Source organism: Modicisalibacter ilicicola DSM 19980 (assembly GCF_900128925.1).
GTDB classification, from domain to species: domain Bacteria; phylum Pseudomonadota; class Gammaproteobacteria; order Pseudomonadales; family Halomonadaceae; genus Modicisalibacter; species Modicisalibacter ilicicola.
In genome coordinates this window covers 453028-475417 of sequence record NZ_FQUJ01000002.1, presented here as the reverse complement: position 1 = coordinate 475417, position 22390 = coordinate 453028, and the positions used below count along the sequence as shown (strand labels likewise).

Genomic DNA, 22390 nt, shown 5'->3' with positions numbered 1-22390 from the left:
CGGGTATGGAATTTCTCGCCATTCAGCAGGCCGCGGCCACCCTGGACTGGACCTTCTACGTTCCCCTCACGGTGCTGATTGCCTTGATCGTGCTCGGAGTGCCCATCTGGGTATCCATCGGCCTGGGGACGCTCGGCATGTTGACCTTCACCGAGACGCTGCCCCAGTCGATGTTCGGTGAGGCCCTGTTCGACGGTATCGATGCCTTCGCCCTGATCGCCGTACCGTTGTTCATTCTCACCGGCGATGCCCTGGTGCGCTCGGGGCTCTCCGACAAGCTGCTCGACGTGGCCGAGGCCAGCGTCGGCGGGTTGCGCACGGGGCTTGGCAATTCCACGACCCTGGGCTGCGGCTTCTTCGCCTGTATCTCCGGCTCCGATGCCGCCGGCGCGGCAGCGGTGGGGCGCATGACCATTCACCGGCTGGTGGAGCGCGGTTATCCGTTGCCCGCGGCCTGTGCCCTGGTCGCCTCCGGGGCCTGCACCGGTATCCTGATTCCGCCGTCGATTGCCTACATCGTCATCGGCCTGGTGCTGGGCATGTCGGCCTCGACACTGTTCCTGGCCGCCGCCATCCCCGGGGTCATGGTGATGATGTCGGTGATGATTACCAACATGGTGCTGAATCGTCTGCACGGTTTCGAGGGAGAGCGTGCTCCCTTCTCCTGGCGGCGCTGGCTGGCGACGGTGTGGGACGCGCGCTGGGCGCTGTTCGTGCCGGTAGTGATCCTCGGCGGCATCTATTCCGGGATCTTCACGCCCACCGAGGCGGCGTCCGTGGCGGTGGTGGTGGTGGTCATCATCGGGCTTTATCAGGGCCGACTCGGGCTCGGCGACATCCCGCGCATGCTGGAGTCCTCCGCCCGGGTCTGCGGGGTGATCGTGCCGATCATTGCTGTGTCGCTGCCCTTGGCCCAGACACTTGCCAGCCTCGATATTCCCCAGACTCTGGTAGGCGGCATCGGCAGTCTCACCGATTCATCGACCGTCATCATCCTGCTGATGATCGGCATCCTGATCCTGGCCGGCTGCGTGATGGAGACCACCCCCAATATCGTGATCCTGTCACCGCTACTGCTGCCGCTCGCCCAATCGGTGGGAATGAACGAGTTCCACTTCGCGATCCTCATGGTGACCACGCTGGGGCTGGGGTTCATCACGCCGCCGCTGGGGCTCAATCTGTTCGTGGTCTCGGGGCTGACGCGATGTTCGGTGCTGGCCATTGCGCGCTACGCCTTCCCCTTCGTGCTGGGCATGCTGCTGGTGGTGCTGCTGATTGCCTTTGTGCCGTGGTTGTCGACCTGGGGGCTTGGGTGAATAAATGGCTGCACCGGCGAATCGCTGCGTTGCGCGGTACTCGAAGGCTCGCCTAACCCCATGTTATGTCTCGCCTTCTGTGTTCCGTGCGCCTATCGTTTCATCCGGTTCGCCGATTTATTCAGCGATTCCTTAACTCGAGAGAGGCGTCCAAGCAAGAAAAAGGGTAATCGCGGATTAGTGTGACGCCGTTGCTTTTCCATAAGGGTAGCGTAGGAGCGCAGATTCTCTGCGCGAAAGACGCCGGCAGGCACCCGAGTCGAGCAGGCGCCGCTACGCGGCGTTCGCCCGATGAATCGGGCTCCTACCAGACCCGAAATCTGGGCTTTTGTAGGAGCTCGCTTCAGCGAGCGATGTGCCTTGCCATTTATGCTGGATGAATCGGGCTCCTGCTACCCAACAGCCATTCACGGCAAGGTGCGATTGACCAAGCAAAAAGGAATGGGAGTCGGTTAGTAGTGTAAGCGCTTACATAAGATGACAAGAACGCGACAGCCAAACAGTGAATGAAAAAATGAGAGGAGTGACCGACATGACGATTCAGTACTACAAGAAGGCCGAGAAGAACGCCTCCACCGGTTACGGCGAAACCCAGGAGACCGTAGCCCGGATGCTGGCGGAGATCGAGGCAGAGGGGGAGGCCAAGGCGAAGGAGTACTGCCGGACCCTGGATGGCTGGGAAGGCGATGTGGTGGTCAGCCGGGAGCAGATCAAGGCGGCGTCGGCCCGGGTGCCGGAACAGCTCAAGCGGGATATCGAGTTTGCCTACGAACGGGTCAGCCGCTTCGCCGCCGCCCAGCGCGACAGCATCGGCGAGTTCGAGGTCGAGCTCTCGCCCGGGCTGTTCGCCGGCCAGAAGCTGATCCCGATGGAGACCGCCGGCTGCTACGTGCCTGGGGGCCGCTACGCGCACATCGCCTCGGCGATCATGAGCGTGGCCACGGCCAAGGTGGCCGGCGTCGAGAACGTCGTGGCCTGCTCGGTGCCCCGGGACGAAAATGGCATCCACCCGGCGATCCTCTACGCCATGGATCTGGCCGGTGCCGACATCATCCTGCAGATGGGCGGCGTGCAGGGCATTGCCTCCATGGCCTTCGGCCTGTTCACCGGCAAGCCCGCCGACATCCTTGTCGGCCCGGGCAATCGCTTCGTCGCCGAGGCCAAGCGCCAGCTGTTCGGACGCTGCGGCATCGACATGTTCGCCGGTCCCACCGAGATCGGCATCATCGCCGATGAGTCGGCGGACCCGGATATCGTTGCCGCCGATCTGGTTGGCCAGGCCGAGCACGGCCCGGATTCGCCGGCCTGGCTGTTCACCACGTCGCGGGAATTGGCCGATGCGGTCACCGAGCGCATGCCTGGCTTGATCGAAGCACTGCCCGAGACCCAGCGCAAGGCGGCGGATGCGGCCTGGCGCGACTACGGCGAGATCATCCTCTGCGACAGCCGCGAGGAAGTCGTCGAGGTGAGCGATCGCTACGCCTCGGAGCATCTCGAGATCCAGGCCCAGGACCACGACTGGTGGATGGCCAACCTGAACAGCTATGGCTCGCTGTTCGTCGGCGAGGAAGCCACGGTGGCCTTCGGCGACAAGTGCTCGGGGACCAATCACATCCTGCCGACCAAGGGGGCCGCCCGCTACACCGGCGGTCTGTGCGCGGAGAAGTTTCTCAAGATCGTCACCTACCAGCGCCAGAGCCGGGAGGCGACCCGCGACGTGGCCGCGGTCACCGCGCGGCTGTCGCGCTGCGAGGGCATGGAAGGGCACGCCCGCACCGGCGACGTGCGCCTGGCCAAGTACTACCCGGACGAGACCTTCGAGCTGGTGATCGCCGAGGAGGTGTGAGATGCAGCCGAGCTTCGATCTCGACGGCCGGGTGGCCCTGGTCACCGGAGGCAGCAGCGGGCTGGGGCGTGCCATGGCGATGGCCCTGGCCGGTGCCGGGGCCGCGGTGGTGGTCGCCGCCCGACGCCGCGAAGCGCTGGAGGAGAGCGTGGCCATGATTCAGGCGCAGGGCGGCCGGGCCGCCGCCCTGGAGGCCGATCTCGCCGATCCGGCGGGGCTGGACGCCGTGGCACGACAGGCCGCGGAACCTTTTGGGACCGTGACCATCCTGGTCAATGCCGCCGGCGTCAACCTGCGCCAGCCCATCGACGAGGTCGATCTGGCGTCCTGGCAACTGACCCTGCAACTGCACCTGGGCACGCCGTTCTTCCTCTCCCGCGCCCTGGTGCCCGGCATGCGCGACAAAGGCTATGGTCGCATCATCAACCTGGCGTCCCTGCAATCCCAGCGGGCCTTCGCCAACAGTGCACCCTACGGTGCCGGCAAGGGCGGCATCGTGCAGCTGACTCGGGCCATGGCCGAGGCCTGGTCGAAAGACGGCATCAACGCCAACGCCATCGCCCCGGGCTTCTTTCCCACCGAGTTGACCGCGCCGGTGTTCGACGACCCGCAAACCGCCGAGGCCATGGCGGCGAAAACCGCCATCGGGCGCAACGGCACGCTGGAGGATATCGCCGGGCCGACGGTGTTTCTGGCCTCGCCGGCAGCGGGCTATGTGACCGGCCAGACGCTGTTCGTCGATGGCGGTTTCACCGCGCGGTGAATGCCCATTGCTCTTGAACGAGGAACCGAACATGCAAGCACTCTATTACACCGGCCCGGAACGCCTCGAGATGCGCGAGGTGGCCGAAGCCCCCCTGGCACCGGGCGAGTCCCGGGTGCGGATTCTCGCCACCGGCATCTGTGGCTCTGACCTTCATGCCTATCACGGCCACGATCCTCGCCGCGTGCCGCCCTTGATCCTGGGCCACGAGGCGGCGGGCGAGGTCACCGAGGGCGCCTTGGCGGGCAAGCGGGTGACCATGAATCCATTGATCGTCTGCGGGCGCTGCGACTACTGCCTGAGCGGGCGTCAAAACCTGTGCAGCGATCGCACCATGATCGGCATGACCCGGCCGGGGAGCTTCGCCGAATCCCTGACCATTCCCGATCACTGCCTGATCGAGGTGCCCGACAGCTTGTCGCCGGTGGCCGCCGCCCTGACCGAGCCCGCCGCCACCGCGCTGCACGGCATCCAGCGTCTCGAGCGCGTATTGGCGAGGCCCCTGGCGGAAGCGAGTGCCCTGGTGATCGGCGCCGGCGCCGTAGGGCTTCTGACCGGCCTGATGCTGCGCCAGCGCGGCGTGCGTCGTCTGCGCCTGGCGGACACCAATCCGCTGCGTCGCCAGACGGCCGAGCACGTCGGCCTGGAGGCTTTCGACCCTCGCGATGCCGGCCCCGAGGAAAACAGTGTCGAGGCGGTCTTCGACTGCGTCGGCGCCGGCGCCACCCGGGCCATGGCGACCCACGCGGCGCGTCCCGGCGGCGCCATCATGCACGTTGGCCTGCAGGACAACGCCGGCGAGCTGGATGTGCGCACCCTGACCCTGCAGGAGATCGCCTTCCTGGGGGCCTATACCTACACGCCGAGCGACCTTCGGGCCACGGTGGCGCTGCTCGACTCCGGCGCGCTGGGGAGTCTCGAATGGGTGGAAACCCGTCCCTTGAACGAGGGCGCCGGCGCGTTTGCCGACCTCGTCGCTGGGCGTACCTCGGCGGCGAAGATCGTGCTGGTGCCATGAGATAAAAGAGTAGCCGGTTTCTCGGGTTGCCAGTTATCTACGATGCCATGGGTATATCGTTGAGCAGTGTCGCTACCGTCATGCGATTTTCGATGGGCAGGACGTGATCGATGAGAAGTGCGGCGCGCTCATCGATGCCCTGGAGCGCCAGACAACGCAAGAGCCCGACTCACCGCTGGTTTCGTATGCACTGGGGCTAGCATAGGTCTGCACAAGGTATGACGCAGAGACGCGTCGAGGGGTATCATTCCCGCAAACGATTCAACAGGGGGTAAGCGCATCGCTCAACCCCTCTTTTCCGCTTGGTCTTGAATCTGATAGGCCGTAGCGAGTTCAAGTAGCCCTTTTCGCATATACAAGGCGAGGATGTTGCGTAATTCGCTGCGCCATAACCTGGGTACCAACCATTGAGCGTCCTTTTTCAGCACACCCTCGGCGGCTTCGGTATGTTCGCTGGGCAGGTACAAGTAGGCGATGGTGTTGGTATCGGCAACGATCATTGGCGACCGTCATTCTTGGCGTCGGTGATGTCGGCTTCGCTCAGCAGGCGGTCAGTGCGTACTTGCTGACGCAACTCGCGAGCCTTGTCCAGGTGCTGCTCCGGTGTGGCGTTGGACGGGAGCAGGGCGCGCTCCAGGTAGATGAGCAGCTCGCTATTGATGCTCCGCCGATGAAGTGCTGCCGAGGTCTTGAGCCGATCGTACAGCTCATCGGGGATATTTTTTACGGTCAGGGATGCCATGGCCTTTACTCTGGTATGCATGAGCACGGCGGTTTCAATATGGTTTTTCGTCAAGGGTGTGGCAATGCCTTGCGAGTGAAATAGGCCGTAAAAAGGCTAGCGCTGACGCACCCGACCCACGATCAACTGGGCCACTTCCATCAACATCTCGTTGTCGAGGGGGTGGGCCAGGTCCAGCGCCAGGCTATGACGATAGAAGGGGCTGAGATCGAGCCCCACCCCGAGGCCACGGATCTCCACGTCGCCCTGGCGTTCGCGGCGGGCCACCACGTCCTTCAAGTGGTTGTCGAGATAGAACTTGTCGTTGGCCAAGTGGGTGGCGGTGTCCATGGGGCAGCCGTCGGAGACGACGATGAGGATGCGGCGCTGCTCGTCGCGCCCGAGCATGCGGTTGCAGGCCCAGTCCACGGCTTCGCCGTCGATGCCTTCGCGGTAGAGGTCGTGCTTGAGCAGGGCGCCGATGTTGCGACGCACCCGGCGCCAGCGCTGGGCGGCTTCCTTGAACACCAGGTAGCGCACCTCGTTGAGGCGCCCCGGGTGGGCCGGCCGGCCCTTGCTCGTCCACTCCTGCTGGGCACGGCCCCCGTTCCAGGCGGTGGTGGTGAAGCCCAGGATTTCCGTGGCGACGCCGGCCATCTCCAGGGCCCGGGCCAGCAGGTCAAGGACGAGGGCAAGAGGCTCGCTGTAGGTCTTCATCGAACCCGAGCAGTCGATCAGGAAGCTGACCATGCTGTTGGCACGGGGCTTGTGTTGCTCGAGACGAAACAGGCGGCGCTCGGCCGGGGAGGTGATCAACTGGGCCAGGCGGCGACCGTCGATGTGGCCTTCCTCTTCGCCGAAGCTCCAGCCGTCGCGTTCGACGTTGCTCAGGTGAGCGGTGAATAGCTGGGCCAGGCGTCGGAGGTTGATACCCAGTTCGGCCAGACGCTTGTCGAGGCGCTGGCGGTACTCCTCGAGCTTGGCGTCGCGTACCAGGTCCCGCGCCGCATCTTCGCGGTCGAAGGCGTCGGTGTAGACGCGATAGCGCTGTTCGCTGTCGGCGAAGACCTTGCTGTGGCCGGAAAGGGCGGTGGCGAAGCCTTCGTCGCCCTCCTCGTCGAAATCGAGCAGCAGGGCGAAACCTTCCGATTCCTCGTCTTCATTCTGCTCGTCGTCATCGCCTAGCGCCTCTCGAGCCTCGGCAACACCTTCGGCGGTGATCTGAGCAATTCTCAAAGCGTGCTCGGCGAAGGCGGCCTGATTCTCACGATGACGCCGTAGTCCGGCCAGATCCGCGCCGATGATCGGCACCAGGCGGCCGCGGATGGTTTCGATGAAATCCCCAGTCTCCTCGGATAGCGGGCGGCCGGTGATGCGCGTCCAGCAGATCATGGCGGTGGCGTAGACCAGCCGGCCGACGACGCCTTCCGTCAATCGGGAGTTATGAAAATCCTGGGACCAAGCCTCGAAGCGCTGATCCAGATTGTCCGCCATGCCGGGCAACCCTTTTGGTACCAGGGCCTCGACCCGCAGTTGTTCCAGCAGCTCGAAGATCAGCCGTGCCACCGGAGCCTCCGGGCACAAGCGGCGGTGCAGATCGATGTCGGAATGCAATAAGCGCAGCGCCGTGGCGTCCGCGACGCCCCGGTAGGCGGTGAAATCCAGATTGTCGTCGTCCAGGCGCAGGTGGGGTGCGTGCACCGGCACCGGCTGGGTACCGCGATGCAGGCGCCTGCCGCGATAGTGCAGGTCGCGCTCCCCGGTCAGCGCGCGCAGCGAGGCGGCACAGAGTTCCTCGATATGCTGCTGGCGCCGGGCGAGTTGCTGCGGGCTGGCCACTAGGGGGCTTCCTGGGTGCGCTGATAGGACTCGTCGAGTTCCTCGCCGAAGCAGCGCTGGTAGTACTCCGCCACGATAGGGCGCTCGGCCTCGTCGCACTTGTTGAGAAACGACAGGCGAAAGGCGCGGGCCGGATTGCGAAAGATCTCGCAGTTCTCCGCCCAGGTGATCACCGTGCGTGGCGACATCAGCGTCGACAGGTCTCCGGCGGCGAAGCCCTTGCGGGTCAGGTCCGCCACTTCGACCATGGCGTCGATCAGCTTGCGGCCCTTCTCGCTGTCCTTGCCGGGCACCCGGGCCAGGATGATCCTGACCTCCTCGTCGTGGGGCAGGTAGTCGAGCTTGGCGACGATGTTCCAGCGATCGATCTGGGCATGATTGAGCACCTGGGTGCCGTGGTACATGCCGTCGAGGTTGCCCAGGCCCACGGTGTTGGCGGTGGCGAACAGACGAAAGTAGGGATGCGGATGAATCACCCGGTTCTGGTCGAGCAGGGTGAAGCTGCCTTCCCGCTCGAGGATGCGCTGGATGACGAACATCACGTCCGGGCGCCCGGCATCGTACTCGTCGAAGATCAGCGCCACCGGCCGTTGCAGCGACCAGGGCACGATGCCCTCCTGGAACTCGGTGACCTGCAGGCCGTCGCGCACCACGATGGCGTCCTTGCCGACCAGGTCCAGGCGGCTGACGTGCCCGTCCAGGTTGACCCGCAGGCAGGGCCAGTTCAGGCGCGCCGCCACCTGCTCGATATGTGTCGACTTGCCGGTGCCGTGCAGCCCCTGAACCATGACCCGACGGTTGCGGGTGAAGCCGGCGAGGATCGCCAGCGTGACATCCGGATTGAAGCGATAGGCCGTGTCGATTTCCGGGACGTGGTCGGCGCGTTCACCGAAGGTGGGCACTTCCAGGTCGCTGTCGATACCGAAGAGCGTGCGCACGGACTGCATCTTGTCGGGCTTGGCGTTCATGAGGTCGGTCACTTCTCTGCTCTCCTGGAGGCTCGAACCTGATATCGCCCTGATGGCTTGTCGTCGGCGAGGTTGTCAAGCGAGGTGTCGTCCCTGTCTATCATAGTTTTATTTCTAAAAAATAGGCAAATCGTACCAGATTGTGAAATTTGCATGGGGTGTCGGTGGGATCCAGGGACTGGCCCAACACGCGCTGGGCATCTGGTGCTAAGCCTTTTGCCGGCGATGCCATACTCTCGTCGGACTCGAGGGGGTCGCGCCGAACCCGCGATGTCCATGCCATTAACGACAACCACCAGGAGCACGCCATGAGCCAGCCCGACGTCGATTTCCTGAAAGCCTTCAGCCAGGCCCTCAACGATCACGACATCGACCAGGTCATGAGCATGATGACCGACGATTGTGAGTTTCATGCCGTGGCCGGCCCGGACCTGCTGGGCAAGACCTTCAAGGGCCAGGACGAGGTACGCCAGGGGCTGGAAGCCGCCTGGAAGAACGCGCCGGACGCGCAGTGGGTCGATGGCGAGCATTTCGTGATCGGCGACCGCGGCTTCTCGGAAAGCACCTACAAGGGCACCACCACCGAGGGCGTGCGTTCCGAGGCGCGCATGATCGATGCGTTCACCTTCCGAGACGGCAAGATCGCCGTGAAGAACGCCTTCCGCAAGAATCGTCCGCCGCTCAACCAGGACGCTTGATAAACCGTACATCACGGCATCCCCATCCTGAGGAGTCAGATCATGGAGACAACAGCACAAGCAGGCGTGGAGGGAGAGCGCAGCACCGCTCCTTCCCAGCCTTATGATCCGGCCTACGATCCCCTGAAGAGCGCCACCCCGGGCCAAGGGCGCGAGTATGCGCCCACCTACTGGATCGGCACCGCGGGCGAGCCGCCGGCGGACGATGGCCCCGTCACCCAGAACATGGATGTCGATGTGGTCATCATCGGCTCGGGATTCACCGGCCTGACCGCGGCCATCTTCCTGGCCCAGGAACACGGCATCAAGGCGACCGTGCTCGAGGCCAACCGCGCCAGCTGGGGGTGCAGCACCCGCAACGGCGGTCAGGCGCAGTGCGCCTCGGGCCGGTTGAAGCGCTCCCAGTGGATCGAGCGCTGGGGCAAGGAGACCGCGCTCAGGATGCATGCCGAGTGCGTTGCCGGCATGCAGACCTTCAAGGAGCTGATCCAGGATATCGACTGCGAGCCGCAGCACGGTGGCCACCTGTACCTGGCGCACCGGGACAAGGTCATGCCGACTCTGGAGAAGGAGGCCAAGCTGCTGCGCGAGACCTTCGACTACGATGCTCGGATCCTGGACGGCGAGACGGTCAAGCGCGACTGGGTGGGCGACACCGAGGCGGCCGGCGCCATGCACGAGCCCGAGGGCATCGGCGTTCATGCCGGCAAGCTGGCCTTCGGCTATCACCGGAAGGCCCGGGCGCTGGGGGCGAAGATTCATCCCTCGAGCCCGGTACAGGGGTGGGAAACACGCAATGGCGTGCACTACCTGAAGACACCGGGAGGCACCGTCAAGGCCCGGGCGGTGGGAATCGCCACCGGGGGATACACGTCCCAGAGCCTGCATCCGGAACTCAAGAACCGTCTGTTGCCGATCCTGTCCAACTCCATCGTCACACGGCCGCTGACCGAGCAAGAACTGGATGCCTGTAACTTCAAAACCACGCAGGTGATCACCGATACCCGGGTGCTACGCCACTACTACCGCCGCCTGCCGGACAACCGGGTGCAGATCGGCAGCCGCAGTGCCATCTCCGGCAAGGATGCGCCGGCGAAGAAGTTCGAGGCGATGCTGATTCGTGACCTGCACCGCAAGTTCCCGGCGCTGGAGGGTGTCCAGATCGATTATTCCTGGTGGGGCTGGGTGGATGTCAGTCACGACATGATGCCGCGGATCTATCAGCCGGATGCCGACCAGACGATCTACTATGCGCTGGGCTATGGCGGCAACGGGGTGATGTATTCCGCTCAGGCCGGGCGCCGCCTGGCGCAGTGGATCGCCGGCCAGGGCCAGGAACTGGATCTGCCGATCTTCAATTCGCGGCTGCCGTTTCCCAACCTGAGGGAGAAGGTCGAGGCGGAGGTGTTCGCGCCGTTCCGGCGGATCGGCCAGCGCTTCCTGTACCGCTGGTACTATCTCAAGGACGAGGTGCTGTGAGCACTTGCCCATGACCCACTGCACTCGTCCGTAGCGATCATGAACAGACGCCAGGGTCCCCAAGCCGGTTCTCTTGTCAAGACGAACCGGCTTTTCGATGATCCCGTGTGGCTTGGGGAATCAGCCTGGCGAGTCGTTCGATGCCCGGCTCGATGCGTGATTCGGGGATCGCCGAGAAACCGAGCCGAAAATACTCGCTGTGCGGCTCGTCGAAGAAATGCAAGCCACCACGCTCGATGAGAATGCTTTCCTGGCGGGCCAGTTCTCGCAGGGCGTCGCAATCCAGCCCCGCCGGCCCCTTGACCCAGTAGCTGGCGCCACCGTAGGCGGACGGAATCGTGGAGTGGGGCATGTGCCTGGCCAGCGCCTCGCCCATGCACTGCCAGCGACGATGATAGACGCGATGGATCTGGCGCAGCAGCGCATCGTGGTAACCGCGATCGAGGAACAGCGCCACGGCATGCTGGTTGTTGGTCGGGGGGTGGCGCAGCATCAGCCGGCGTAGCGCCCGGGCCTCGCGGATCAGGGCCGGGTGGCCGACCATGTACCCCACCCGCAGGCCGGGGGCCAGGGTCTTGGACAGGCTGCCGACGTAGATGACGCGGTGGTGCTTGTCCAGGCTCTTGAGCGCCGGGGTGGGGTTGTCGAGATAGTTGGTCTCGCTCTCGTAGTCGTCCTCGACGATCAGGAAGTTGTCCAACTCCGCCATGTCGAGCAGCTGGCGCCGGCGGGACAGGGGCATGGTGACCGTGGTGGGCGACTGATGGCTGGGGGTCACGTAGACCAGGTCGCAGGCGCTGACCCGAGGCTCGGGTCGCATGCCCTGTTCATCCACCGGCAGCAGCAGGATGTCTTTGGTGAAGATCGAGGCAATGTTGTACATGTCGACATAGCCGGGATTCTCTATGCCGAAACGCCGGCCCTGCTTCAGCAACAGCATGGCGACGATCCACAGCGCCTGCTGGGCGCCTACCGTGACCAATATCTCTTCGGACGAGGCCCATACGCCGCGTCGCGGGAGCAGGCGGGTGCGAACCTGGTTGATGAGCAGGGGGTCGTCGTCGTTGAGGTGATCGACGGACCAGCTGCGAATGGCCGGTACGCTCATCGAGTCGCGGCTGCATTCTCGCCAGTGCTGGGTCGGGAAGAGTTCCGGGTCGGTCTGCCCGTAGATGAACGGGTAGTCATAGCTGGCCCAGTCGTTGGGCTTGTTGATGGTCCTTTGCCGAGAGGGATGCATGGTCAGCAGCTCTTCCCAGGCCAGGTGCTCGGCCTCGATGTCGTTGAGGCGCTCGGGGGTGGGGGCATGCCCCTGAAGGATTTCCGGATTGACGAAGTAGCCGCTGCGGCTCTTGGCCACCAGATAACCGCTGTCGAGCAGCTGTTCGTAGACCAGCATCACGGTATTGCGTGCGATCCCCAGTTCCTGGGCGAGTTTGCGGCTCGAGGGGAGTGCCTTGTCTGCGGGAATGTGGCCATCGAGGATGGCGCGCGCCACCTGTTCGCGTAGCTGCTGCTGAAGACTGGTGCGCAAGCTGGCGTCGAGATGAAAAAGCAGTTGACTCATGAATGTCGCCTTGGAACCGGTCATCGCCGGATACTCATTATTCGTTTGGTACTCATCGCCGCTCTGGGTGCCTACGACTTAGGTCAAAGCCCCTCGCCACTCTCCTGCCGCCAAGGCATTGAATTACCGAGACTTGTGTAAACTGGCCCAACATGCAGTGTCAATCTGGTCCTGTTGGTGCCTTTTGCCTTGCACCCATTATCCATACTTGGACAACAACAACGTTGGGAGTATGACATGAAACTAACAAGACTGATGCTACCTGCCGCTATCTCCCTTGCGAGCGTCGCCCTGAGCGGCAATGCCCTGGCGCAAACCTGGAAGATGGCTGTCGGCGACGCCGCCGGGGGAACCCAGTACGAGCTCGCCACCAAATTCGCCGAGCTGATCGAAGAGAAGAGCGATGGTGATACCACGGTCGACATCTTCCCCAACGGTCAGTTGGGCAGCGAGCAGGATACAGTCAACAACGCCAGCATGGGATTGCTGGACCTGTCGATTCTGGCCATCAACAACATCACGCCGTTTTCACCGACCGTCGGCGTGCTGACGCTGCCTTACGTGATGCAGAACGCCGAGGATGCCAAGAAGCTCACTCAGGGTGAAATCGGCGATCAGCTCGCGGAAAACACCATCCGTGACGCCGGGGTGCGGATTCTCGGCTGGTCCTACTCCGGCTGCCGTCGCCTGACCAACTCCGAGAGACCTATCGAAAAGCCCGAGGATCTCGAGGGCCTGGTCATCCGCGTGCCCAAGAACGAGATCATGATCGCCGCCTATCAGGCCTGGGGCGTCAATCCGAATCCCTTGGCCTGGACAGAGACCTTTACCGCTCTCCAGCAAGGCGTGGTCGATGGGCAGGACACCCCCTACATCACCATCGATGCCATGAAATTCTACGAGGTGCAGAATCACGCCACCGACAGTTGCTACGTGTTCCTGCTCGAACCCCTGATCATGGGGGAAGGTCAGTTCCAGAGCCTGAGTCCGGAGATGCAGGAAGCCGTGCTGGAGGCAGGCCAAGAGGCCACCGAGCATAGCTACGACTACCTCGTCGAAACCGAGGATTCCATCAAGAAGAAACTGGTCGAAGAGCATGGCATGACCATCACCCAGCCCGCCAACGACGAGAAGGAGTGGATCGAGCAGGCCACCCAGGTCTGGCCGCAGTTCTACGACAGCATCGGTGGCAAGGAAAAGCTCGATCAGGCGCTCGAGGCCCTGGGACGCGATCCCGCCCCCGCCGGATAGGCCCGACGCTCATCTCAGGACGCAAGCCACTGCACCGGCTCCCGGGAGCCGGTGCAGACCCCCGTGACTCCGCAAGATCGCAATCGCCAGACTCCATGCTCCGGAGGGGCCAGCCGTCATGAAGCATGTAACGCTAAAGATACTGAACAACCTGGAGAACTATATCTGCCAGTTTCTCCTGGTGTCCTTCGTCGCCATCCTCTTTGCCCAGATCGTGCTGAGAAACCTGTTCAGCTATTCCCTGGCCTGGGGAGATGAGTTGGCGACCTACGCGTTCGTGTGGTTTGCCTATCTGGGAGCCGTCTACGCGGCCAAGATGTCGGCACACAATCGTGTCACCTTTCAGTTCAAGTTCTTTCCCCGCTGGGTCGAAACGTTCTGCACCCTCCTCACGGACATCATCTGGATCGTGTTCAACGCGGTGTTCGTTTACCTCAGTTACGATTTCGTCTTCAACAAGATGAACCTGTTCTGGAAATCCCAGACGTTGGGCGTGCCCATGAAGTACTTCTATCTGATATTGCCCATCGCCTTCGCGGCGATGACCTTTCGCATCATCCAGAACGACTATCTGAAGTATGTGAAGAAGGTGGATCTGGTCGATCCCGAAACCCGGGATGTTCAGGACATGCAACGTTCCAGTGGCAAGAACGCCACCCACACCAATGACCGGGAGCGTTGAGCCATGAGCGATACCATGATCGTCTACATTCTGTTCGGCGCATTCTTGCTGTTGCTGCTGCTGGGGGCTCCCATCACGGTCTCGCTGGGGGTGGCAGCGCTCATTACCTATCTGTCGATTGGCGAAAACCCCATGGCCTTCGTGCAGATGGCGTTCACGTCCGTGGGCTCCTTCCCCTTGATGGCATTGCCTGCCTTCATCCTCGCCGGTGCCTTGATGGAGGCGGCGGGAATATCCAAGCGCCTGGTGGATATCGCCGAGGCCTTTGCCGGGCCGGTTACCGGCGGCTTGGCCGCGGCCACCGTGTTTGCCTGCATGTTCTTCGGCGCCATTTCCGGTTCAGGGCCGGCAACGACGGCCGCGGTCGGGATGCTGATGATTCCGGCCATGGCCAATCGCGGCTACGACCGCGCTTACGGTTCAGCGGTCACCGCTTCATCCGGAGGGCTTGGCGTGGTCATTCCCCCCTCCATTCCCATGGTCATCTTCGGTATTTCCGGCATGGGCCTGCAACCACCACCGGAGGCGGTGGAAATGCACGGTTCGTTCCAGACCCTGTCGATTCCCAAGCTGTTCATCGCGGGCATCTTGCCGGGTGTGGTCATCGCCACCTGCCTGCTGAGCATCAATTACATCATTTCTCGCAAGAAAGGCTATCGAGGCCTGACCGATCGCTGGTCGTTCCCCGACATTCGCAAGACCCTGCGCCGGGGGGTGTGGTCGATCCTGGCACCGATCATCATCCTCGGCGGCATCTACACGGGGCTGTTCACGCCCACGGAATCGGCCATCGTGGCGATCGCCTACACCCTGGTGGTGGGCATCTTCCTGCACAAGGAACTCAAGTGGAAGCCCGCCATGCGCACGCTGGAGACGACGACCTGGATCACCGGTCGGGTGCTGCTCATCCTGTTCACCGCGACCGTCTTCGGCCGGTTGCTGGTGGAACAGCGCGTGCCGGCGCACATTGCCGAGGCCATGCTGGCCTTTACCGACAACCTCTATCTGATCTGGGGGATGATCATCTTCTTTCTGCTCTTCGTCGGCATGTTCATGGAGACCCTGGCGGCCATCATGATCCTGACCCCGGTGCTGCTGCCCATCATGTACATGCTGGGAGTGGACCCGGTGCAGGTGGGTATCGTGGTCGTCTGTGCCCTGGCCATCGGTTTCCAGACGCCGCCCCTGGGCGAGAATCTGTTCGTGGCCTCGGGCATCGGAGGCGCCTCGATAGAGGAGATCTCCCTGAAGGCCTTGCCCTTCGCCGCCGGCTCGATATTTGCCGTGTTCATCATCGCCTACTTCCCCGAGATATCCTTGTGGTTGCCGAGAATGATGGGGTATTAGTGTCAGGCCACTGCGGCTCTACGAAGACAATATCGAGGAGGCAAGATGGAACAGCATATTTCGAGCATTCTCTGCTGCGTGGGCTTGCGCGGCGACTCCCACGGGGTCCTGGAGCAGTCGACCAAGCTGGCGCTGGCGACCGGCGCCCGGTTGCACGTCCTGCACGTGGTCAAGCCCCTCGCCGAGGATGTCATGAACACCCTCAAGGTCAACATTCGCAATCGGGAGTCTTTGGAGGGCTTCCTGCGTCAGCGTATCGATCAGGCACGGGAGCGGCTGGAAACCAAGATCGAGGAATTCCTCGAGCGCCATCCGGACCAGCGGCAGGCCCTGAGCGCCCAGGTGGAAGCGCTCGAGGTTCTCGAGGGGTACCCTGCCTCGGTGATCAGCGAGGTCGCCGCGAAACGCGGTCACGACTTCATCGTGATCGCCGCCAACAAGCATGGGCTGACCGCCTCCTATGCCGGCAAGGTGGCCAAGGGGGTGCTGAAGCGCTCCCTCGTGCCCGTCATGGTGGTGCCGGGACCCGCTTGAGCGGCGTGCCGAACAACGACAGGAATGGTTTCGTTTCAAAGGTGATGTCATGACTCAGCAAGACCCCAACCCCCAGCCCGAGAACGCGCTGAAGAAACATTTTCATCGCGTCGGCGGGCGCCGGGCGGAACGCGCCTCCGCGCTCATGCCCGGCGTGCTGATCTGCGTCACCATCGCCCTGGCGACGACCTTCATCGCCGACCATTACGGTGGCCCGGTGATGCTCTACGCCTTGCTGTTCGGCATGTCGCTGCACTTCCTCTCCGAGGAGGGACGTTGCCTGGCGGGGGTGGAATTCGCCTCGCGCACCATCCTGCGTATCGGTGTGGCCCTTCTGGGGGTGCGAATCACCATCGAACAGATCACCGAGCTGGGCATCGGGCCGGTGATCACGGTGGTTGCCGGGGTCACCCTGACGATCCTGACCGGGGTGATGGTGGCCCGGCTGCTCGGCCTGCCCCGCGACATGGGGCTCCTGAGCGGTGGCTCGGTGGCGATCTGCGGCGCTTCGGCAGCTCTGGCCCTGTCGGCGGTCATGCCCCGGCACGAAAACCACGAGCGCAATACCATCCTCACGGTGGTGGCAGTGACGGCGCTTTCCACGGTGGCCATGGTGATCTATCCGCTGTTCGTCAGCGTGCTGGGCATGAGCAACGACCAGGCAGGCATCTTCCTGGGCGGGACCATCCACGACGTGGCCCAGGTGGTCGGGGCGGGGTACATCATTTCCCAGCATACCGGCGATGTCTCCACCTTCGTCAAGCTGCTGCGGGTCGCCATGCTGGTGCCGGCGGTGATGGCCTTCATCTTCCTCTATCGCCGGCAGCGCCAGGCGGAGAGTGAGGGGGAAGGGGCTCGCAAGGTGCCCATGCTGCCGACCTTCCTGGTCGCCTTCATCGTGCTGGTGATCATCAACAGCTTCGGGGTCATCCCGCCAGTCGCCGTCGAGGGGTTCACCGATCTGTCCCGCTGGTGCCTGGTGACGGCCATCGCCGGGCTGGGAATCAAGACCTCCTTCCAGAAGCTCGCCGTCGTCGGCTGGAAGCCGATCATCCTGATGGTGGTCGAGACCCTCTTCCTGCTGCTGCTGGTGCTGGGCTTCATCTTCGTCGGTGGCGTGGGGAGCTGACGACGACACCGCCGGATCATCGACCCTTGGAAACGCAAAGACCGCTGCCGGCACTGCTCGGCAGCGGTCTTTGCGCAAGCGCGAGGCCGGTCTCGCTCTATAGCGTCTCAACGGGGCCAGTGCAAGAGAATGGCGATCACCGCGAAGTGCGCCGGGTACCAGGCCAGCCACAGCTTGCGCGGCATTCTGGCCCCCGGGGTGATCCGGGGTATGCGGCTGGCCGCCCCGGCGGCCATCAGCAGCACGAACAGCGTGGTCGCCACGGTAAACGACTTGGCCATGTCGGAGCTGTTCATCAGGCCCGCGACGAGCAGCACCGGCAGCGCCGCGCCGGCGGCCATCAGGCGCTCGGCAAGGGCGTGCGAAGGCTGGGAGAGCGCCTGAAGCGCGAACATGTAGAGCGGCACCAGCAACAGGCCGAGATGGCCATATTCCACCCAGGACCCGAGCAGCCACCAGAGGACCAGGGAGCCACCGATCAGCAGGGGCGTCTGCAGGGGGGCGTCCGCATCGACACCGGAGCGTCGTGACAGGTCGCGCAACCAGGTTCCCCAGATCAGGCCCAGGGCCAGGGTGAAGGTGATGTTCAGCTGAAAGCCGTCCCGGGGCATGGTCATGTAGGGCAGTTGCGCCACCAGGCCGATGATCAGGATGCGCCGGGCGTAGCGTAAAGGGTCACGGGTGTTGAACAGGCCGTGCCAGGCGACCATGCCGGCGAACAGCGGAAAGGCGATACGGCCGATGGAGGAGCTGGCCCAGCCCGCGTCCCAGCTGCCCGGAAGCAGGTAGCGGGTCACGTGGTCGACGGTCATGGTGATCAGCGCAAGCCATTGGCCCCATGCGGTCCAGGCGGAGGAAGGGCGCTGTGTCTGCTGGGTAGCCAGGGTAGGGGATGGCAGGGGCATCGTCGGCTCCGCTTGATCATGACAATCGCGGTACCATAGCGATTGTCGTCGAAAACTGCCAGCGAGCGCAGCGGTTTGAAAGACGCGTGCTGGGTCAGTGGGGTGGCGGTGCAATTCGCAGACGCACGCCCCCTGCCAGGCGTGTAGAGCAAGAGTGATGGTTCCAGGCGGAGGGCGTGGTATGCGAGGGGCTTTCGGTTTCGACCTGCGCAGCATGGAAATATTCGTCGAGACGCTGGAGCGCGGCAGCCAGACGGCTGCCGCCGAGAGCCTGGGGCTCAAGCAGTCGACGGTGTCGCAAAGCCTGGCGAACCTCGAGGAAGCGCTGGGGGCACCGCTGTTCAAGCGCCGCTCCCGGCCGCTGGAGCCCACCGCCGCCGGGCGCTTCTTCTACGATCGTGCCCAGAAGATGCTCGCCGACGCCCGGGCGACGCGTCGCGAACTCTGCTCCGGTGCCTTCCAGCAGTTGCATCAGGTGCGCATGGCCCTGGTCGATTCGCTGGCCACGGCGGTGGGACAGCCGCTGATCGAGGCGATCAAGCGGCATACCCGGGACTACACCCTGACCACCGGCCTGTCGCACATGCATGGCCACGCGTTGCTGACCCGCCATGTGGATATCATCATTTCCGATGACCGCCTGGAAGACTACGACGGGCTGGAACGTCATGCCCTGCTCGACGAACCCTTCGTGTTGGTGCTGCCCAAGATCTGGACGGGGCCTCGGGACAATCTGCGCTGGCTGGCCCGGCAGCTCGACTTCGTGCGCTACACCCCCCAGTCGCTGATCGGCCAGACCATCGAGCGGCATCTGCGCCTCCATCGTCTCGAGTTGCCGGCGCGCCTGCATCTGGACAACACCTTCGCGGTGCTGCGGTTGGTCGATGCCGGCGTCGGCTGGACCATCAGCACACCGCTGTGTCTCTACCAGGCCGGCCTGGACCGACTCGACGTCGAGGTGGTGCCGCTGCCCGTACCGCCTCTGACCCGGGAGCTCACCCTGGTGGCGCGCCGCGACGAGCTCGGCGACCTGCCTTCCCAACTGGCCCGGGACAGCCGCCGGCTGCTCGAGACGCGCTACCTCGGGGCGCTTGAACGCCACCTGCCCTGGTTGTCCGAACGCGTCACCATTCCCCGGGGATGACCTCGACCGCCGTCTGATCGCGGCGCAATCGCCTCTCTTTCCACTTTGAAGCTGAGCACTATCGGTTTTTCCGATAGTCGCCGCTGCGTTGAAAACGATGATCCTTGTGAAACCCAGGGGTGTCGCCCTAACTGAACTCATCGGGTCGCAGAGGCGCAACACGGCAGGCACCAGAGAGCGCAAAATCCGCTTCCCATCTTGGAACAAGAGACAACAACAATGCCAAGAGCGGTCAGACTCTACGTGCGCTACGTCGAGACCATGAACCGATTCGTGGGACGGCTGGCCATGCTGATGATCTTCGCGATGATCGGCGTGTTGCTCTATTCGACCATTTCCCGCTCCGTCTTCGACGTGTCGCTGATCTGGGTGGTGGAGATCGCCCAGTTCATGATGGTGGCCTACTTCCTGCTCGGTGGCGCCTACTCCATGCAGCTGGATGCCCACGTGCGCATGGATCTCTTCTATGGCCGCTGGTCGGACAGGACCCGGGCGATCGTCGATGCCGTCACCATCCTCTTCCTGCTCTTCTATCTGGTCTTCCTGCTGATCGGGGCGATCTCCAGCACGCTCTACGCCTTGGAGTATGGGCAGACGAACTACTCCTCCTGGGCGCCACCGCTGGCACCCATCAAGATCATCATGACCTGCGGCGTCGCGCTGATGCTGCTGCAGGCGATCGCCACCTTCTTCAAGGATGTGGCCAAGGCCAGGGGGGAGACGCTGTGATGAGCGACGAGATGATCGCGCTGCTGATGTTCTCCTCGATGATGCTGCTGCTGCTGACCGGGCAGCGCATCTTCGGCGCCATCGGCTTCGTGGCTGCGGCGGCCTCCTGGTGGCTGTGGGGCGATGGCGGTTTCGAGATGCCGTTCAATGCCAGCTTCACGCTGATGAACTGGTACCCGCTACTGACCCTGCCGCTGTTCATCTACATGGGCTACATGCTTTCCGAATCGGGCATCGCCAGTGATCTCTACCGCATGTTCCACGTCTGGATGGGGCCGCTCCACGGAGGGCTTGCCATCGGTACCGTGGGCCTGATGATCGCCATCTCGGCGATGAACGGGCTGAGCGTGGCCGGCATGGCGATCGGCGCGAGCATCGCGCTGCCCGAGATGCTCAGGCGCGGCTACGACAAGATCATGGTCACCGGCGTGATCCAGGCCGGCAGCTCCCTGGGCATCCTGGTGCCGCCCAGCGTCGTGCTGGTGCTCTACGGCATGATCGCCCGGCAGCCGGTGGGCAAGCTCTGGCTGGCCGGCGTCTTTCCCGGGCTGCTGCTGGCTGGCCTGTTCATCCTCTACATCGTGATCCGCTGTCGCCTGCAGCCGCACCTCGGTCCGGCATTGCCCCTCGAGGAACGGCAGATGCGCTGGGGCGACAAGCTCAAGCTGCTGCAGGCCGGCATCCTGCCGCTGCTGATCTTCTTCTCCATGACCGGCCTGTTCCTGATGGGAGTGACCAGCCTGGTGGAAAGCTCGGCGGTGGGTGCCGCGGCGGCGACGGTGGCCGCCATCGTCAAGCGCCGGCTGACCCGCCAGGTGATGGAAGACACGATCCGCAAGACCCTGGGGATCAGCTGCATGTTCATGTGGATCATCCTCGCCGCGCTGAGCTTCGGTGCGGTGTTCGACGGCCTGGGGGCCGGTCGCGCCCTGGGGTCGCTGTTTCTCGAACAGTGGGGGCTGGGGCCCTGGGAAATACTCATCATGATGCAGCTCTCCTACATCCTGATGGGAATGTTCCTGGACGATACCGCGATGCTGGTCATCGTGGCGCCCCTGTACGTGCCGCTGGTGATCGAGCTGGGCTTCGATCCGGTCTGGTACGGGGTGCTCTACACGATCACCGTGCAGATCGCCTACATGACGCCGCCGTTCGGCTACAACCTGTTCCTGATGCGGGCGATGGCGCCGCCGGAAGTCTCCCTCGGCGACATCTATCGCTCGGTGTGGCCCTTCGTGACGATCATGGTCGTGGGGCTGGCGATCGTGACGGCCTTCCCGCAGATCGCCTTGTGGTTGCCGGAGCTGTACTACGCACGATGAGTCAGATGCGATGACCGGCCGGCCAAGAGGCTGGCTTGCCAAACAACAACAACCCTAGGAGTGACTCGACATGACCGATAGACGCGATTTCCTCAAGAAGGCTGGGCTGGCGGGTGCCGCCGCGGTGGGCGCCTCGGCGATCTCCGCCCCCTACGTCCACGCTCAATCCAAGATTCGCTGGCGCCTGCAGACCTATGCCGGGCCCGCCCTGGCGGAACACGTCATCAAGCCCTCCATCGACGCCTTCAACAAGGCGGCCAACGGCGAGATGGAGATCGAGCTTTACTATGCCGACCAGCTGGTGCCCACCGGCGAGCTGTTCCGGGCCATGCAGCGCGGCACGATCGATGCCGTGCAGAGCGACGACGATTCCATCGCCGCGCCGGTGGACGTCTCCGTGTTCGGCGGCTATTTTCCCTTCGCCTCGCGCTACAGCCTGGACGTGCCCACGCTGTTCAACCATTACGGGCTCAAGGAGATCTGGGAGGAGGCCTACGGCGAGGTGGAGGGCGTCACCTGGTTGAGCGCCGGGGCCTGGGACCCCTGCAACTTCGTTACCGTCGAGCCCATCCGCAGCCTCGAGGACCTCGAAGGCAAGCGGGTCTTTACCTTCCCGACCGCCGGCAAGTTCCTGCAGCGCTTCGGCGTGGTGCCGGTGACGCTGCCCTGGGAGGACATCGAGGTGGCCATCCAGACCGGCGAACTGGATGGCATCGCCTGGTCCGGCATCACCGAGGACTACACCGTCGGCTGGGCCGACGTGACCAACTACTATTTGACCAACAACATTTCCGGTGCCTGGGCGGGCTCCTACTTCGCCAATACCGAGCGCTGGGAAGAGTTGCCCGAGCACCTGAAGACCCTGTTCAGGCTGTGCATGGACAGCTCGCATTACTATCGCCAACACTGGTACTGGTGGGGCGAGGCGCACTATCGCACCACCGGCGGCAAGCTGGAGCTGACCTCGATCCCCGAGTCGGAGTGGCAGACGGTGGAGGAGGAGGCGCTGAAGTTCTGGGACGAGATCGCCGCCCAGAGCGAACGCAACGCCCGGGTCGTGCAGATCCTCAAGGAGTACCGCGCCACCATGCAGAAAGCCGGCCCTCCCTATCGCTATGGCTGATCGCAAGGA

Annotated in this window: 21 protein-coding genes; 15 read left to right on the top strand and 6 right to left on the bottom strand. The window is 63.6% G+C overall.

Going from position 1 to position 22390, the window contains the following annotated elements:
- Positions 1–5 precede the first annotated feature (5 nt).
- The 4 genes from BUA41_RS02275 (at position 6) to BUA41_RS02260 (ending at position 4943) form a co-directional block, all read left to right on the top strand.
- A complete protein-coding gene (locus BUA41_RS02275; protein WP_072819281.1) occupies positions 6–1316 on the top strand; it encodes a TRAP transporter large permease in 1311 nt (436 codons plus the stop codon).
- Positions 1317–1848: 532 nt separating this feature from the next.
- A complete protein-coding gene (gene hisD / locus BUA41_RS02270; protein ID WP_072819279.1) occupies positions 1849–3162 on the top strand; it encodes a histidinol dehydrogenase in 1314 nt (437 codons plus the stop codon).
- A gap of 1 nt (position 3163) precedes the next feature.
- The gene (locus BUA41_RS02265) at positions 3164–3925 is read left to right on the top strand and encodes an SDR family NAD(P)-dependent oxidoreductase (protein ID WP_072819277.1); all 762 of its coding nucleotides are present in this window, start codon (positions 3164–3166) and stop codon (positions 3923–3925) included.
- 31 nt (positions 3926–3956) lie between these two features.
- Positions 3957–4943 (top strand): alcohol dehydrogenase catalytic domain-containing protein, encoded by a 987-nt coding sequence (locus BUA41_RS02260; RefSeq protein WP_072819275.1) that lies wholly within the window; start codon positions 3957–3959, stop codon positions 4941–4943.
- 284 nt (positions 4944–5227) lie between these two features.
- On the opposite strand, the gene BUA41_RS02255 is transcribed toward BUA41_RS02260, so the two are convergent.
- The 4 genes from BUA41_RS02255 to BUA41_RS02240 all read right to left on the bottom strand — a co-directional run bounded on the left by BUA41_RS02255 (position 5228) and on the right by BUA41_RS02240 (position 8483).
- Positions 5228–5443 carry a type II toxin-antitoxin system VapC family toxin gene (locus BUA41_RS02255; RefSeq protein WP_072819274.1) on the bottom strand — a complete coding sequence of 72 codons (216 nt, stop codon included), beginning with the start codon at positions 5441–5443 and terminating at the stop codon, positions 5228–5230.
- A complete protein-coding gene (locus BUA41_RS02250) occupies positions 5440–5685 on the bottom strand; it encodes a FitA-like ribbon-helix-helix domain-containing protein (RefSeq protein WP_072819273.1) in 246 nt (81 codons plus the stop codon). Before BUA41_RS02250 ends, BUA41_RS02255 begins: the two co-directional genes overlap by 4 nt.
- A 96-nt stretch (positions 5686–5781) precedes the next feature.
- The gene (locus BUA41_RS02245; protein WP_072819272.1) at positions 5782–7503 is read right to left on the bottom strand and encodes a cobaltochelatase CobT-related protein; all 1722 of its coding nucleotides are present in this window, start codon (positions 7501–7503) and stop codon (positions 5782–5784) included.
- A complete protein-coding gene (locus BUA41_RS02240; protein WP_072819271.1) occupies positions 7503–8483 on the bottom strand; it encodes an AAA family ATPase in 981 nt (326 codons plus the stop codon). The genes BUA41_RS02245 and BUA41_RS02240 overlap by 1 nt, the downstream gene beginning before the upstream one ends.
- 296 nt (positions 8484–8779) lie before the next feature.
- Here BUA41_RS02240 and BUA41_RS02235 point away from each other — a divergent pair, with 296 nt between their 5' ends.
- Positions 8780–9169 carry a nuclear transport factor 2 family protein gene (locus tag BUA41_RS02235; protein WP_072819270.1) on the top strand — a complete coding sequence of 130 codons (390 nt, stop codon included), beginning with the start codon at positions 8780–8782 and terminating at the stop codon, positions 9167–9169.
- 42 nt (positions 9170–9211) lie between these two features.
- On the top strand, positions 9212–10648 hold the full coding sequence (locus tag BUA41_RS02230) for an NAD(P)/FAD-dependent oxidoreductase (RefSeq protein WP_072819269.1): 1437 nt from the start codon (positions 9212–9214) through the stop codon (positions 10646–10648).
- A gap of 76 nt (positions 10649–10724) precedes the next feature.
- Here BUA41_RS02230 and pdxR read toward each other — a convergent pair whose 3' ends face one another.
- On the bottom strand, positions 10725–12215 hold the full coding sequence (gene pdxR, locus BUA41_RS02225) for a MocR-like pyridoxine biosynthesis transcription factor PdxR (protein ID WP_072819450.1): 1491 nt from the start codon (positions 12213–12215) through the stop codon (positions 10725–10727).
- A 237-nt stretch (positions 12216–12452) separates the two neighbouring features.
- On the opposite strand from pdxR, the gene BUA41_RS02220 reads away from it, so the two are divergent.
- From BUA41_RS02220 to BUA41_RS02200, 5 genes are all read left to right on the top strand, one after another.
- The gene (locus BUA41_RS02220) at positions 12453–13466 is read left to right on the top strand and encodes a TRAP transporter substrate-binding protein (protein WP_072819268.1); all 1014 of its coding nucleotides are present in this window, start codon (positions 12453–12455) and stop codon (positions 13464–13466) included.
- Positions 13467–13584: 118 nt separating this feature from the next.
- Positions 13585–14148: a TRAP transporter small permease gene (locus BUA41_RS02215; RefSeq protein ID WP_072819267.1), complete on the top strand. Its 564-nt coding sequence runs from the start codon at positions 13585–13587 to the stop codon at positions 14146–14148.
- A gap of 3 nt (positions 14149–14151) precedes the next feature.
- On the top strand, positions 14152–15495 hold the full coding sequence (locus BUA41_RS02210) for a TRAP transporter large permease (protein WP_072819266.1): 1344 nt from the start codon (positions 14152–14154) through the stop codon (positions 15493–15495).
- Between the two features lie 45 nt (positions 15496–15540).
- The gene (locus tag BUA41_RS02205) at positions 15541–16029 is read left to right on the top strand and encodes a universal stress protein (RefSeq protein ID WP_072819265.1); all 489 of its coding nucleotides are present in this window, start codon (positions 15541–15543) and stop codon (positions 16027–16029) included.
- Positions 16030–16078: 49 nt separating this feature from the next.
- Positions 16079–17158 (top strand): YeiH family protein, encoded by a 1080-nt coding sequence (locus BUA41_RS02200; RefSeq protein WP_072819263.1) that lies wholly within the window; start codon positions 16079–16081, stop codon positions 17156–17158.
- Positions 17159–17265: 107 nt separating this feature from the next.
- On the opposite strand, the gene BUA41_RS02195 is transcribed toward BUA41_RS02200, so the two are convergent.
- Positions 17266–18063 carry a TraX family protein gene (locus tag BUA41_RS02195; RefSeq protein ID WP_072819262.1) on the bottom strand — a complete coding sequence of 266 codons (798 nt, stop codon included), beginning with the start codon at positions 18061–18063 and terminating at the stop codon, positions 17266–17268.
- A gap of 181 nt (positions 18064–18244) precedes the next feature.
- Between BUA41_RS02195 and BUA41_RS02190 the strand changes: the two genes are divergently transcribed.
- The 4 genes from BUA41_RS02190 to BUA41_RS02175 all read left to right on the top strand — a co-directional run bounded on the left by BUA41_RS02190 (position 18245) and on the right by BUA41_RS02175 (position 22381).
- Positions 18245–19207 (top strand): LysR family transcriptional regulator, encoded by a 963-nt coding sequence (locus BUA41_RS02190; protein ID WP_072819260.1) that lies wholly within the window; start codon positions 18245–18247, stop codon positions 19205–19207.
- 219 nt (positions 19208–19426) lie between these two features.
- Positions 19427–19936 (top strand): TRAP transporter small permease subunit, encoded by a 510-nt coding sequence (locus BUA41_RS02185; protein ID WP_072819257.1) that lies wholly within the window; start codon positions 19427–19429, stop codon positions 19934–19936.
- Positions 19936–21258 carry a TRAP transporter large permease gene (locus BUA41_RS02180; RefSeq protein ID WP_072819255.1) on the top strand — a complete coding sequence of 441 codons (1323 nt, stop codon included), beginning with the start codon at positions 19936–19938 and terminating at the stop codon, positions 21256–21258. Before BUA41_RS02185 ends, BUA41_RS02180 begins: the two co-directional genes overlap by 1 nt.
- 70 nt (positions 21259–21328) lie before the next feature.
- Positions 21329–22381 carry a TRAP transporter substrate-binding protein gene (locus BUA41_RS02175; protein ID WP_072819253.1) on the top strand — a complete coding sequence of 351 codons (1053 nt, stop codon included), beginning with the start codon at positions 21329–21331 and terminating at the stop codon, positions 22379–22381.
- The last annotated feature ends 9 nt before the right edge of the window (positions 22382–22390 follow it).

Coding starts and splice junctions, on each gene's coding strand:
- BUA41_RS02275 (WP_072819281.1), top strand. CDS start 6: ATGGAATTTCTCGCCATTCAGCAGGCCGCGGCCACCCTGGACTGGACC.
- hisD (WP_072819279.1), top strand. CDS start 1,849: ATGACGATTCAGTACTACAAGAAGGCCGAGAAGAACGCCTCCACCGGT.
- BUA41_RS02265 (WP_072819277.1), top strand. CDS start 3,164: ATGCAGCCGAGCTTCGATCTCGACGGCCGGGTGGCCCTGGTCACCGGA.
- BUA41_RS02260 (WP_072819275.1), top strand. CDS start 3,957: ATGCAAGCACTCTATTACACCGGCCCGGAACGCCTCGAGATGCGCGAG.
- BUA41_RS02255 (WP_072819274.1), bottom strand. CDS start 5,443: ATGATCGTTGCCGATACCAACACCATCGCCTACTTGTACCTGCCCAGC.
- BUA41_RS02250 (WP_072819273.1), bottom strand. CDS start 5,685: ATGGCATCCCTGACCGTAAAAAATATCCCCGATGAGCTGTACGATCGG.
- BUA41_RS02235 (WP_072819270.1), top strand. CDS start 8,780: ATGAGCCAGCCCGACGTCGATTTCCTGAAAGCCTTCAGCCAGGCCCTC.
- BUA41_RS02230 (WP_072819269.1), top strand. CDS start 9,212: ATGGAGACAACAGCACAAGCAGGCGTGGAGGGAGAGCGCAGCACCGCT.
- pdxR (WP_072819450.1), bottom strand. CDS start 12,215: ATGAGTCAACTGCTTTTTCATCTCGACGCCAGCTTGCGCACCAGTCTT.
- BUA41_RS02220 (WP_072819268.1), top strand. CDS start 12,453: ATGAAACTAACAAGACTGATGCTACCTGCCGCTATCTCCCTTGCGAGC.
- BUA41_RS02215 (WP_072819267.1), top strand. CDS start 13,585: ATGAAGCATGTAACGCTAAAGATACTGAACAACCTGGAGAACTATATC.
- BUA41_RS02210 (WP_072819266.1), top strand. CDS start 14,152: ATGAGCGATACCATGATCGTCTACATTCTGTTCGGCGCATTCTTGCTG.
- BUA41_RS02205 (WP_072819265.1), top strand. CDS start 15,541: ATGGAACAGCATATTTCGAGCATTCTCTGCTGCGTGGGCTTGCGCGGC.
- BUA41_RS02200 (WP_072819263.1), top strand. CDS start 16,079: ATGACTCAGCAAGACCCCAACCCCCAGCCCGAGAACGCGCTGAAGAAA.
- BUA41_RS02195 (WP_072819262.1), bottom strand. CDS start 18,063: ATGCCCCTGCCATCCCCTACCCTGGCTACCCAGCAGACACAGCGCCCT.
- BUA41_RS02190 (WP_072819260.1), top strand. CDS start 18,245: ATGCGAGGGGCTTTCGGTTTCGACCTGCGCAGCATGGAAATATTCGTC.
- BUA41_RS02185 (WP_072819257.1), top strand. CDS start 19,427: ATGCCAAGAGCGGTCAGACTCTACGTGCGCTACGTCGAGACCATGAAC.
- BUA41_RS02180 (WP_072819255.1), top strand. CDS start 19,936: ATGAGCGACGAGATGATCGCGCTGCTGATGTTCTCCTCGATGATGCTG.
- BUA41_RS02175 (WP_072819253.1), top strand. CDS start 21,329: ATGACCGATAGACGCGATTTCCTCAAGAAGGCTGGGCTGGCGGGTGCC.